At 42.8% G+C, this 11,668-nt stretch carries 13 protein-coding genes and 1 tRNA gene; 7 read left to right on the forward strand and 7 right to left on the reverse strand.

The annotated features are described in order from the left end of the window. Window positions 1-95 precede the first annotated feature (95 nt). The 4 genes from ACTNBR_RS15445 to ACTNBR_RS15460 form a co-directional block, all read right to left on the reverse strand. Complete coding sequence (locus tag ACTNBR_RS15445; RefSeq protein ID WP_441019107.1) at window positions 96-692, reverse strand: HAD family hydrolase; 597 nt, start codon at window positions 690-692, stop codon at window positions 96-98. A 1-nt stretch (window position 693) separates the two neighbouring features. Beyond that, on the reverse strand, window positions 694-885 hold the full coding sequence (locus tag ACTNBR_RS15450; RefSeq protein WP_427808815.1) for a hypothetical protein: 192 nt from the start codon (window positions 883-885) through the stop codon (window positions 694-696). 99 nt (window positions 886-984) lie between these two features. Continuing rightward, window positions 985-1,203 carry a hypothetical protein gene (locus ACTNBR_RS15455; RefSeq protein ID WP_427808816.1) on the reverse strand — a complete coding sequence of 73 codons (219 nt, stop codon included), beginning with the start codon at window positions 1,201-1,203 and terminating at the stop codon, window positions 985-987. 12 nt (window positions 1,204-1,215) lie between these two features. After that, window positions 1,216-1,551 (reverse strand): LPS biosynthesis protein, encoded by a 336-nt coding sequence (locus ACTNBR_RS15460; protein WP_441019105.1) that lies wholly within the window; start codon window positions 1,549-1,551, stop codon window positions 1,216-1,218. 234 nt (window positions 1,552-1,785) lie between these two features. Between ACTNBR_RS15460 and ACTNBR_RS15465 the strand changes: the two genes are divergently transcribed. From ACTNBR_RS15465 to ACTNBR_RS15480, 4 genes are all read left to right on the forward strand, one after another. Beyond that, complete coding sequence (locus ACTNBR_RS15465) at window positions 1,786-2,562, forward strand: ZIP family metal transporter (RefSeq protein WP_441019103.1); 777 nt, start codon at window positions 1,786-1,788, stop codon at window positions 2,560-2,562. A 188-nt stretch (window positions 2,563-2,750) separates the two neighbouring features. Then, the gene (locus ACTNBR_RS15470; protein ID WP_427820863.1) at window positions 2,751-3,476 is read left to right on the forward strand and encodes an ABC transporter ATP-binding protein; all 726 of its coding nucleotides are present in this window, start codon (window positions 2,751-2,753) and stop codon (window positions 3,474-3,476) included. A 2-nt stretch (window positions 3,477-3,478) separates the two neighbouring features. Continuing rightward, window positions 3,479-4,396: a SufB/SufD family protein gene (locus ACTNBR_RS15475; RefSeq protein WP_441019101.1), complete on the forward strand. Its 918-nt coding sequence runs from the start codon at window positions 3,479-3,481 to the stop codon at window positions 4,394-4,396. Between the two features lie 127 nt (window positions 4,397-4,523). After that, entirely contained in the window at window positions 4,524-4,757 is a 234-nt protein-coding gene (locus tag ACTNBR_RS15480) for an HPr family phosphocarrier protein (protein WP_441019099.1), read from the forward strand. 13 nt (window positions 4,758-4,770) lie between these two features. On the opposite strand, the gene ACTNBR_RS15485 is transcribed toward ACTNBR_RS15480, so the two are convergent. From ACTNBR_RS15485 to ACTNBR_RS15495, 3 genes are all read right to left on the reverse strand, one after another. After that, window positions 4,771-5,145, reverse strand: a complete 375-nt coding sequence (locus ACTNBR_RS15485; RefSeq protein ID WP_427808822.1) for a metal-dependent transcriptional regulator — start codon at window positions 5,143-5,145, stop codon at window positions 4,771-4,773. Between the two features lie 153 nt (window positions 5,146-5,298). Then, window positions 5,299-5,372, reverse strand: a tRNA-Arg gene (locus ACTNBR_RS15490). A 116-nt stretch (window positions 5,373-5,488) separates the two neighbouring features. Next, on the reverse strand, window positions 5,489-5,983 hold the full coding sequence (locus ACTNBR_RS15495; protein ID WP_427808823.1) for a DNA-deoxyinosine glycosylase: 495 nt from the start codon (window positions 5,981-5,983) through the stop codon (window positions 5,489-5,491). A 204-nt stretch (window positions 5,984-6,187) separates the two neighbouring features. Here ACTNBR_RS15495 and ACTNBR_RS15500 point away from each other — a divergent pair, with 204 nt between their 5' ends. The 3 genes from ACTNBR_RS15500 to ACTNBR_RS15510 all read left to right on the forward strand — a co-directional run bounded on the left by ACTNBR_RS15500 (window position 6,188) and on the right by ACTNBR_RS15510 (window position 11,238). Next, a complete protein-coding gene (locus tag ACTNBR_RS15500; protein ID WP_427808824.1) occupies window positions 6,188-7,432 on the forward strand; it encodes a 6-phosphofructokinase in 1,245 nt (414 codons plus the stop codon). Between the two features lie 369 nt (window positions 7,433-7,801). Beyond that, a complete protein-coding gene (locus ACTNBR_RS15505; RefSeq protein ID WP_441019098.1) occupies window positions 7,802-9,370 on the forward strand; it encodes a tetratricopeptide repeat protein in 1,569 nt (522 codons plus the stop codon). Continuing rightward, window positions 9,355-11,238, forward strand: coding sequence for a hypothetical protein (locus ACTNBR_RS15510; RefSeq protein WP_441019096.1), 1,884 nt, complete (start codon window positions 9,355-9,357; stop codon window positions 11,236-11,238). Before ACTNBR_RS15505 ends, ACTNBR_RS15510 begins: the two co-directional genes overlap by 16 nt. Window positions 11,239-11,668 lie beyond the last annotated feature (430 nt).

Below are 11,668 nucleotides of genomic sequence, written 5' to 3' on the forward strand. Positions count from 1 at the left end.
CCCCGCCCCCCCCCCCCCCCCCCCCCCCCCCCCCCCCCCCCCCCCCCCCCCCCCCCCCCCCCCCCCCCCCCCAAAACACCTACCCCGCTGTCTCTTTAGCCTAATCCAAGCTTTCTGCAAACCTCTGCGATATCCCCCTTGAAAATATATCCGTCCATCCCAAGTGCCTGGCCGGCAGCAATATTTTCCGGTTTATCATCAATGAAGAAACTATCCTCCGGTTTCAAATGATAAGTATCGAACAGATGATGATAGATCTCCGGTTTTGGTTTTGCCATAACAATCGGTGCAGAGAATATGATTCCGTCAAATTCTTGGACGATTTCATAAAAATCTGCATGATCAGCGAAATGAGTCGGAGCATTGGAAAGAATATAGACAGATGCTCCGTTTTCTTTCAGTTTTCGGATCAGAGACCAGATTTCTTCAATTGGCTGCAGATATTTGTGCCAGTTCCGGAAAAAATCCGTTACATTGTCATGCAGACGCTCAGGTACAAGTGTTTTTGCGTGCTGTATGGATGTGTCATAATCAGCAGTACCCTCATCAAGTTGCGCCCAGTTATAGAAGACTGCGTTACGCAAAAGTTCGAGGTCTTCCGGCGAATCACAGAATTTTCCAAGAATATAGTCTTCATCAAAAGTAGCGATTACATTTCCAAAATCAAAGACAACATTTTTATATTTCAACATATCAGGTCCTCCATCCAGTGTTATTATAATGCAGACGGTGCTGTCCGGCTGCGCTTCCATAATCTTTTTCGTGTTCCATTTTCATCATTTCCAGCATAAGATGCTGCCGGGTTTCATCACCGAGAGCAATCAATACATTTTGACAACTTTTAAATTCCTCAATCAATTTTATGATTTCGTTGTTGCTTTCCATCAAAGGAATGCCGCCTTTCTGTTTATTTACTTAAACCTTTGTAGCACAAATTGATGGAGAAATCTTATTCGTAAAGAAAATCGAGACGATTCAAATATCTTAGAGGTTCCGTTTGGAATATTTTTTCAGATAGGTACTTTTGAGTTCATTTTCTTCTTCCAGCTTTACATTTTTCTGCTTGAGATACTGGATGTATTCCCGGCAGAGCTTCACGCCGCCTCGGACAGCCACGTCCTCGTGGTGTTCCATTTCATCAAGCCATTGTAAAAGTGATCGTTCACGAATATCATTGTAGGTGGTATCTTCATTTATAAACATGGTATGTTCTCCTTATCTTTGAAATTCTTTTCTTAAAATCTCATGTGGCGCTTCGATTTCATCAGCAATCGTATGTTCGGTGAGCTCGGATAATAATTTGATCTTTGCATTGATAATAGGCCGCATACAGTTAGGAACATGTTCCTGATGAGCCCGATGGATCGCGACGCACTCTTTACAATTTCCATGATATCTGCATGCTTTTTTACAAGGGCAGTGATCTTTATTTTTGTATTCTTCCCGGAATGCACTGGCAAATTCTTCTTGAATCCGAAGACCTTCTGCACGGTTCCCTTTGTGAAATTCTTGCATTGCTTTTATTTCTGTTTCATTTCCTTCGATTTTCATATTGTACTCCAAAAATATATATCTGGTGAATAGTGACTGGTATACGAATGTATTTTATCACGGGTAGGAAGGCTTGTAAATCTTTTATAATCAGATATGTAAAGAGCAATAAGATAACGCAAGCCATTATTCCCCATTCATCATTTCTGTGGTATAATCATAGAATGTTGTCAGGGTGAGAAGTTCTCACTCCCGGCATCTTTGAGTGACGTAAAAAGATGGAGGAAAAAAGTTATGAACTTATTGATAGGAATTATGATCCCGTTTGTTGGTACGGCGCTGGGATCTGCCTGTGTATTTTTCTTGAAACATGAAATGAAGCCGCTTTTGCAGAAGATTCTGCTGGGATTTGCGTCAGGTGTCATGGTGGCTGCTTCGGTGTGGTCGCTTCTGATTCCGGCCATGAATATGTCAGAAGGAATGGGAAGACTTGCGTTCATTCCGGCTGCGGTCGGATTGCTTCTGGGAATGGCATTTTTGCTTTTGATGGACCGGGTGATACCGCATTTGCATCTGGGAAGTGATGAGCCGGAAGGGGCGCACAGTAGTCTTTCGAAATCAATGATGTTGATTTTTGCCGTGACACTTCATAATTTTCCGGAAGGTATGGCGGTTGGGGTTGTGTTTGCCGGGATGCTGGAGGGAAGTGCCGGGATCACGCTGGCGGGAGCATTTGCACTTGCAATCGGGATTGCAATCCAGAATTTCCCGGAGGGTGCCATTATTTCTATGCCGCTGAAAGGTACGGGAATCAGCCGCGGTAAGGCGTTCCTCTATGGAGCTGCGTCCGGAATCGTGGAACCTTTGGGTGCTCTGCTGACAATCTGGCTGGCTTCATATATTGAACCGGTTCTTCCGTATCTTTTGGCCTTTGCGGCGGGAGCAATGCTGTATGTAGTAGTAGAAGAGTTGATTCCGGAGGCATCGGAGGGAGAACATTCGAATATCGCAACGGTAGGTTTTGCAATCGGATTTGTATTGATGATGATTTTGGATGTTGCACTTGGGTAAAATGGTTTTCGAATGGATTTTTTTACGCACATAGTGGCAGAAATGCTAATAAAGCTTGTAAAATCCGGAAATTATTGGTACGATGATGACTAGCACAGCATGGAATCGGTTGTTATGACCGAAAGGCGAGCGGTCAGTGACAGCAGGGGAATGTGTGAACATGCGATATTAAAAACGGAGGAAACACCATGTTAGAATTAAAGCACATATCTTTTGAAGTGCCGGAGGACGGTGTGGATAAAGAGATTATAAAGGATATCAGTTTTGTGATTCCCGATGGGAAATTTACAGTCATTACCGGACCGAACGGGGGAGGCAAATCTACACTTGCGAAGCTGATCGCAGGAATTCAGAAGCCGACATCAGGTCAGATTCTTTGGGATGGGCAGGATATCACAGAGATGAGTATTACGGATCGTGCGAGAATGGGAATCAGTTATGCATTTCAGCAGCCGGTACGATTTAAGGGGATAACGGTTCTGGATTTGATCCGACTCGCAAAAGGGGAAGAAATCTCAATCAGCGGCGCCTGTGAATATTTATCGCAGGTGGGACTCTGCGCAAAGGATTATATTAATCGTGAAGTGAATGCCAGCCTTTCCGGAGGGGAACTGAAAAGAATCGAGATCGCAACGGTCTTAGCAAGAGGTACCAAGCTGTCCGTGTTTGATGAACCGGAAGCCGGTATTGATCTATGGAGTTTTCAGAATCTGATTCAGGTATTTGAGAAGATGCATCGGGAGATTCACGGTTCGATTCTGATCATTTCCCATCAGGAGAGGATCCTGAATATTGCAGATGAGATTCTGGTCATCGGTGATGGCGAGGTAACAGATCATGGAGTCAAAGAAGAGATCCTGCCGAAGCTTCTGGGAAGCTCCAGTGCAGTAAATGTATGTGATGGGAGGAGATAGGCATGGACAGCATACAGAAAGAACTTTTGGAAGCTGTAGCCGGGCTTCATGAAATCCCGGCAGGAGCATACAATATCCGTGCAAACGGTGAGAGTGCAGCCAGAAATACGACAGCCAACATTGACATTGTTTCTAAAACGGATGTTTCCGGCATCGATATTAAGATCAAGGCCGGAACGAAGAAAGAGAGCGTGCACATTCCGGTGCTTCTCAGCCAGAGCGGACTTGAGGAAATGGTTTATAATGATTTTTATATCGGAGATGACTGCGATGTCGTGATTGTTGCAGGCTGCGGAATCCATAACGGCGGAGATGCAGCCAGCCGTCATGATGGAATCCATCGTTTCTTTGTCGGAAAGAATGCACATGTGAAATATGTTGAGAAACACTATGGAAGCGGAGACGGCAAGGGAGAACGTATCATGAATCCGCAGACGGAAGTGGATCTCGGTGAAAACAGTGAGATGGAAATGGAAATGGTCCAGATCAAAGGTGTAGATTCTACGGTTCGCACGACGAAGGCAAGTCTTAAAAAAGGCGCAAAACTGGTTGTCACAGAGAGACTGATGACGCATGGAAATCAGAGGGCGGAGAGTAAATTCGATGTAGATCTGAACGGAGTGGATTCCGGCGCGAATATCATTTCCCGTGCGGTTGCAAGAGATAATTCGGTTCAGATATTCAAATCCGTGATCAACGGCAACGCAAAATGCAGCGGTCATACAGAATGTGACGCTATTATCATGGACAATGCAAATATCAGTGCGATTCCAGAGATTACTGCAAATAATCCGGATGCAGCCTTGATCCATGAGGCAGCGATCGGTAAAATAGCAGGGGAACAGATCATCAAGCTGATGACTCTGGGGCTCACAGAAAAAGAGGCAGAAGAAGAAATCGTAAATGGATTTTTGAAATAAAAACTTTACAAAATCTTAAAAACTATTTTCTTGTATCTGTCGAAAAAAGGTGATATAATTCTTGAAAAGCAATGGAGCTGAATGGTTCTGTTGCTTTTTATACTTTTTATGAATGGAGGCGCATAGGATGATTGAACAAAGTGTTTTTCTTCAGACTGAACAAGACGCAGTTGATTTTACGGCGAAAGTCTCCAAATATTTTGGTGATATAAGAATGGATCTTGGAACTTTTGTAATTGACGCGAAATCCGTGTTGTGCGTTTTGGGAATGGGACTTGGGAAAAAAGCTAAACTTCGTATTTATTCACCGCGTGCAGGTGAACTTGTAAAAGAAATTGCACCATATATCTGCGCAGATTGAATCTGCGCAGTATTTATTTCTTCTGGTGATTTTGGACATGCTTTCTGATAGCATCAAAACTGGGAGCGCTGATTACGTGTTCCATACGGCAGGCATCCTCGGCTGCAATCTTCTCATCCACCCCAAGGCTAACGAGCCAGCTTGTCAGTAGCGTGTGGCGTTCATAGATCGTTTCGGCCACTTCCCGTCCTGTATCTGATAAAGTGATATGTCCATTTGCATCAACGATAATATATCCATTCAGCCGAAGATTCTTCATGGCGACACTGACACTTGGCTTGGAAAAACCGAGTTCATTTGCAATGTCGATGGAGCGGACATAGCCCTGACGATTTCCAATGATCAGGATGGTTTCCAGGTAATTTTCAGCAGATTCTTGTATTTTCATAGTTATTTCTCCTATCAATAAATCATGGACGACTGTATTATATAAAAGAATATCACATTTACAAGGAAATTACAATTGAACTTTCCGACGTGGCCGAGTCATAAACTGCAGGATAACAAAAAATCCCTTACATTACTGTAAGGGATTGAATAACGTGCGCTAGAGGATTCGAACCCCCGACCTTTTGGTCCGTAGCCAAACGCTCTATCCAGCTGAGCTAAGCGCACATCCTTGTAAAACATCACTGCTTCACAACAAAACATATTATATATCAGGAAATACAGATTGTCAAGCGAAAAAACAAAAAAATTAATCAAAAAATTTATTGCTATTTGTGCCGCTGTTACTGGATCCGGATTTGTTCCCATTCTGTGAGCAGGCGCTCAAATGACCATGCCGCATTTGCCGGGCTGGTGGAAGGCAGCCGGATGGCATCCATCTGTGTCTGAGGACGGCAGTATTTCCGGTAGAGTTTATCTGCAGTACCACCGTTTGTAAAGATTTTTTCGATAGGCGAAGTGTCGGTTATGCGACACAGATCAGCCGGAACGACATTTCTAATGCTGCTGTCAGAAGAACCGGTAATCTCACAGGAGGCGATCACATCCCAGATCGCAATTCGGTTGGAAAGCAGAAGAACTTTTTTCTCTTCTGTTGTCTGTGGAAGCGGGCATTCAAAAAGAGCAGAGAGTAATCGCCAGAAACGATTCTGGGGATGTCCGTAGAAAAAGTTGCTTTCACGGGATTTGACGGAAGGAAAACTCCCAAGAATCAGGATCCGGGAATTTGAATCATATATCGGATCAATTTCATGCCGGACGTAATGTTGTTCTGACATAGTTACATTCATTCTCCTTTCGGTATTGTCTGGTGATTGCCTGACGGCGTTTTATACGATCATAGCATAGCATAAATTTCGACAGAAATGCAAATTAATTCGATAAACTGTCAAAATTATAACGTTTTCACTGGACAAAATCGTCACAATGCACTAAAATAGGGATATTGACAGTAAATGTATACTAAACGGAGGTAGCTATTTATGAAAGGAAATGTAATCGTAGGACAGTCAGGGGGGCCTACTGCAGCAATCAACTCAAGTCTGGCGGGTGTTTACCGTACAGCAAAAGACCGTGGAGCGAATAAGGTTTATGGTATGCTTCATGGTATCCAGGGATTATTAGAGGAGAAATATATTGATCTTTCTGAACATATTACAAACGAACTTGATGCTGAACTTTTAAAGAGAACACCGGCTGCATATCTTGGGTCATGCCGTTACAAATTGCCGGAAATTCATGAGAATATGGCTTTATATGACAAGATTTTTGAAATCTTGTACAAGCTGGATATTGAAGCATTTATTTATATCGGTGGAAATGATTCCATGGATACGATCAAGAAACTGTCTGATTATGCGATTATCAAAGGACATCCGCAGAAATTCATCGGCTGCCCGAAGACCATTGACAATGATCTCGCTCTGACAGACCATACACCGGGATTCGGAAGTGCCGCAAAATACATCGGAACATCTGTAAAAGAGATCATTCGCGACAGTTTCTGCCTGGAATACAGCAAGGGACTTGTTACGATCGTTGAGATCATGGGACGTAACGCAGGATGGTTGACAGGAGCCGCTGCACTTGCACAGGGGGAAGACTGTCAGGGACCGGATATGATCTATCTTCCGGAATTAACATTCGATCTGGACGATTTTATGGCTCGTATCCACAAACTTCTGGAGACAAAGACATCTGTTGTAGTAGCTGTATCAGAAGGAATCAAACTTGCAGATGGACGCTATGTATGCGAATTAGGACAGAGTGCTGATTTCGTTGATGCATTTGGTCACAAACAGCTGACAGGAACCGCATCCTATCTGGCAAATTATGTAGCAGCAGAGGTCGGATGTAAGACCCGTGCAATTGAGCTCAGCACGCTGCAGCGTTCAGCATCTCACTGCAGTTCCCGTGTAGATATTCTGGAAGCTTATCAGGTAGGTGGTGCCGCAGTTAAGGCTGCTGACGAAGGCGACAGCGGAAAGATGGTTGTACTGGTACGTCATTCTGACGATCCGTATCAGTGTGGAACAGAGGTGAAAGATGTGCATAAGATTGCCAACGACGAACGTCTGGTACCGAGAGAATGGGTAAACGAAGAGGGAACCTACGTAACAGAAGATTTCGTTACTTATGTAAGACCTCTGATCCAGGGAGATGTTTCTCCGGTTATGGTTGATGGTATTCCGAGACACCTTTACAAACCGGGGCATTTAATGGGTTAGTGCACTGACACGTTGATTTTTTGAAATAATTATATGAAAGACGTATCCATTTGGGTACGTCTTTTTTCTCTGGGTCAGTAAGAAGAATTTTTGCTTGATTTGGGTGCGGGCAGCAGATTTCACAAAGCAGAAAAACGGCGTAGCTAAGGGAAGATAAATAGGTGAAAGGGATCTTTCTCGACAAAATAGGACAGAAATTTTGTGAAACATTACCTTCATTTTTCTGTTGCAAATTCCAAGGAAAGCGGTTAATATATGAATCACTCTAATTCAATTCTCTATTTCATGAGAACTTCTAAGTAACAGTATTTCAATTTTAATTTCAGGTAAGAATCCAAAGCGAAAATAATAGAAAGCGGGAGGGATATCGTGGCAGAAAGATCGGAATATGCAGTGTTCCGGTTTCTGGAGCAAAATGGCTATTGCCATATGATCAGTGACTACGTGAAGGGGATTTCCATCATGCAATATGTGAAGGAAGAGTATCCTGTTTCGAGAGAATGCCTGTGGCACTGGATGGCAGAGATCGCACAGCGACTGGAGCAGTATTATAAATGGGAGAATGGAAAGGCATATGGCTTTGTGAATCCATATGCTGTGATTATCGGGGAAGACTCCGAAATCATGCTTCTGGATATTATGGATCCGGGAAATGAAGATCAGATTCGCAGAATGCAGAAGAAAAAAGTGCGGATGCTGTTCGTAAAACAGGAGCATATATTGACGCAGAATGCGGAGCTGGAAGATGACTGTTACGGACTTGGAAAAACATATCAGTTTATGCTGGAGAAATGTCATCTGACAGAACTGTGTACCAGGCGTGAAAAACGTCTGATAAGAAAAATAATTGAAAAATGTCTTTCCGGGAAAAAGGACGGAATCCGTATGATGGCAGAAATACAGACCGATCTGCGGATGCTTGCTCCATTTGGAAATACAGGAAAGAGAGAGAATACGACGCAAAGAAAGAGAAATGGAAGAGGGATAAGGCGGAAAGCCTTCGTGTGTGCCGCACTTGTCATACTGGTGACCGCAGGAGTGATTTGGGAAAAGGAGCAGCAGAAAATGGTGAACTCGGAAGCTGCGTCCGGGGAAAAAGAGGACAGTCCATCAGAGAAGAATATTACGATGGATCAGGAGAAGGACACGGAAGAGGAGGGAAGAGCTTACCTTGAACTTGGCATTATATATTGTGTCGAGATGAATAATTTTGAACAAGGGAGAAAATGTCTCGAAAAAGCTTCGGAACAGCTGCCATTTGCCGGGATATATCTGACGATTTTTGAATATATACAAAAAGGCGGATCGGAGAATTTTGTGAAAAATGAATTGGCAGATACATTGGAAACGGGAAGAAAATTATTGAAAGAACAAGAAAACGGAGTGTGGATCCGAGGAAAAGAATACTGGTATAAAATTCCTTTTATGATGACATATGGGATGCTGGGGACACAGGAAGCCTGGGACGAAGCCATGCGGTTGGGAGAAGAAATGGAACAGGAAGTTCTGTGGAATGAAACAAATCGTGAGCAGGAAAAAACACTCAGAAAGTATCTGGCAAAAGCGTATGAAACGGAAGGAGAAAACGAAAAAGCAGCTGCAGAATATGAGAGGGTGAAAGAGTTGGAAGACAGCAGGGAAGGATTGGAAGAAATTTACCTGCGTTTGGAAAAACTCTATGAGGAAGAAGGAAATCTGGAACAATCCTGGGCGATATGCCGCGAGTCCATGGAACGTATTCCCGACTCTGAAAAATTATGGCTGGCATATCTGGAAAAGCATCTGAAAGATGCGGGAATCGAGCGTCAGGTATGTGCCCAACTTGTAAAAAAAGCGGTGGATACCCTGCCGAATCTGACGACAAATATAGAATTTCAAAAATTGCAGAAACAATACGAAATTACAATGAAAGGAGAAGAAGTATGGGTGGGAAAATAAAGGCAGGAATGGCTTTCCTAATCGTGGCTATGGCGTTCGTAAGCCAATATGTGTATGCAGGCATATTGGAAAATGAAAAAGAGGAGCTTCCGGGAGAAACTCCGGTGATAAAAGGCTATCAGGTTCAATATGATGAGCCGGACGGAAAGAATGGATATTATCACAAATTACCGAAAATACGGATTCTCCATCAGGATGAAGGGTTCGTGACAAAATACAAGTTCTATTATGCGGACGGGACAATCGAAGAAGGCGAATTGAATCTGGAAAACAAGGAAAAAGTCTGGAATATAGAATCGGGTGACGGCGTTTATAAACTGGAAACGGAACTGATCAGAGAAGAGAGAGGAGACGAAGCTGAGAAGGAAGAAGCTGATCCGGACAGAAAAGAAGAGGAAAAACCGGGGATGGGAGAAGCGGATGAATATTCATATGATCTGAAGACAGAAGAAACTTTCAAACAGGAATCTGAGTGCGATACAGAAAATGAAGAAGAAACCGATACGACTATGAATGGAGAAAGTCCGAATGAACCCCAGAATCCGGAAGAAGATTTGGAAAGCTGGAAGAAAGTATGGGAGTGGAAGGTAGATTCAATCCCTCCGAAGATTCGGATCATTAAGCCCGTGAAAACCGGGATATGGTATCTGGCATCGGTTGCAGTGGAGATGCAGTGCGGCGATGATTTTAGCAAGGTGGCTGATTTTGAAGGAAGTGCAAACGGAAAGAAATATATTTCCGACGATAAAGAGCACCTGAATTTTCAAGTAAGAGAGGAGGCAAAACAGGGAAAAGGCATTGTTGTTATTGCCGAAGCGGAGGATTTTGCCGGAAATAAAAATGCAGTTTCTTTTGAAATACGGATTGACACTCACGCTCCGCTGCTTCGGATCGAAGGAGTGGAAAATTATGCAGTCTCTGATCGCCCAGTTACATTAAAATTTCAAGCATGTGAGGAAAATCTGATGCAAAAGCTCACAGCATATGTAGAAAGAGAAAATCCCGCAGGAGAGAAAGAAACCCTTCAGGTGGACAACTGGAATGAAAAAGAGGGAATGGAAGCAGAGCTGCTTTGTGAGAAGGAAGGAATTTACATAATTCAGATAGAAGCTGTTGATATGGCAGGGAATACCAATTCGATGCGGAGGACATTTGCAGTTGACAGTACGCCGCCGGAACTTCCGGTTTTGTCTGATATTGATGGAAAATGTATGAAAGAATTTGCTTGGAGCTTTGACGAAAAGTCGCAAATACTGGATTTCACAACATATACCTGCAAAATGGAATTGGATGGAATGTTGTATCATTCGGGAGAACGGATTTGGCGGGAAGGAATCCACAGATTTGTAATCAAAGCGGTGGATGCAGCCGGGAATGAAGCAGAAGAATGTGCAGAATTTGAAATTGACCGGACTTCGCCCAGAATTATCATTAGAAATGCCGATACAAAGGAAGAAATTGAAAGCGGAAGCCAATTTGATCAAAGCATCAAAATAGAGATTTATCCGGAGAAATACAGGGATTGGATTCAGAACGTCATGATCAATGGAAAATCGCAGATGCTTACATCACATAAAAATGTACAGCTTGGACTCTGTGCAGAAAAAACATATGAAATTGTGATTGAAGCACAGGATATTGCCGGAAATTATATCCAAAGAACGGTCAATCTGGAGATTATGAAGCAGGAAAATTCGTTTAAGGATGTAGTATGGCCGATAAAGAAAGCATTGGAAAGAAAGAAATCGGATGAAGAGAAAATTGAAGATGGAATGCGGAAGAATGAATCAACAGGAATCTTTGCTGCTTGCTTCGTTATGATGGGCGGAATACTATTACTGCTGTTTTGGAAAAAAGGAAGTGAATAAAGGCCTGAAAAAGGGAGGATGCCGGGTAACCGCTTACGCAGTTCCCGGCATGTATTATGAAAAAGTTTATCTCAATAGTATGATTACTTCTTATCGTCTTTATGCATTTCATTTATTTGATGGTTTTAGTATACAGAAGAGATGTGAAGAAAGAATGATTAACAAATGAAAGAATTTTGAAAGATAAATGAACAAATTGTGAACATGGATAAAATGCATTAAAAAGAGGTGTTTGTGCATAAAATTGTGAAAAATGACCATATTATGAAAAGATGTCAGCCAAATTTAGGGAATATTTCGGGATTGACCAGACGTGTACTTTACTATGAAACAAAACCTTCAGAATAGCCAAAAAAGCGCAAACTACCCCTATCTAGTGCAAAAAGGTTGATTTTGAACTTAACCGACAGGCTTATTCGGCAACTACTGG

Origin of the sequence: Bariatricus sp. HCP28S3_F11, assembly GCF_052065395.1 — a bacterium.
Classification (GTDB): domain Bacteria; phylum Bacillota; class Clostridia; order Lachnospirales; family Lachnospiraceae; genus Allocoprococcus.

Coding starts and splice junctions, on each gene's coding strand:
- ACTNBR_RS15445 (WP_441019107.1), bottom strand. CDS start 692: ATGTTGAAATATAAAAATGTTGTCTTTGATTTTGGAAATGTAATCGCT.
- ACTNBR_RS15450 (WP_427808815.1), bottom strand. CDS start 885: ATGGAAAGCAACAACGAAATCATAAAATTGATTGAGGAATTTAAAAGT.
- ACTNBR_RS15455 (WP_427808816.1), bottom strand. CDS start 1,203: ATGTTTATAAATGAAGATACCACCTACAATGATATTCGTGAACGATCA.
- ACTNBR_RS15460 (WP_441019105.1), bottom strand. CDS start 1,551: ATGAAAATCGAAGGAAATGAAACAGAAATAAAAGCAATGCAAGAATTT.
- ACTNBR_RS15465 (WP_441019103.1), top strand. CDS start 1,786: ATGAACTTATTGATAGGAATTATGATCCCGTTTGTTGGTACGGCGCTG.
- ACTNBR_RS15470 (WP_427820863.1), top strand. CDS start 2,751: ATGTTAGAATTAAAGCACATATCTTTTGAAGTGCCGGAGGACGGTGTG.
- ACTNBR_RS15475 (WP_441019101.1), top strand. CDS start 3,479: ATGGACAGCATACAGAAAGAACTTTTGGAAGCTGTAGCCGGGCTTCAT.
- ACTNBR_RS15480 (WP_441019099.1), top strand. CDS start 4,524: ATGATTGAACAAAGTGTTTTTCTTCAGACTGAACAAGACGCAGTTGAT.
- ACTNBR_RS15485 (WP_427808822.1), bottom strand. CDS start 5,145: ATGAAAATACAAGAATCTGCTGAAAATTACCTGGAAACCATCCTGATC.
- ACTNBR_RS15495 (WP_427808823.1), bottom strand. CDS start 5,983: ATGTCAGAACAACATTACGTCCGGCATGAAATTGATCCGATATATGAT.
- ACTNBR_RS15500 (WP_427808824.1), top strand. CDS start 6,188: ATGAAAGGAAATGTAATCGTAGGACAGTCAGGGGGGCCTACTGCAGCA.
- ACTNBR_RS15510 (WP_441019096.1), top strand. CDS start 9,355: ATGGGTGGGAAAATAAAGGCAGGAATGGCTTTCCTAATCGTGGCTATG.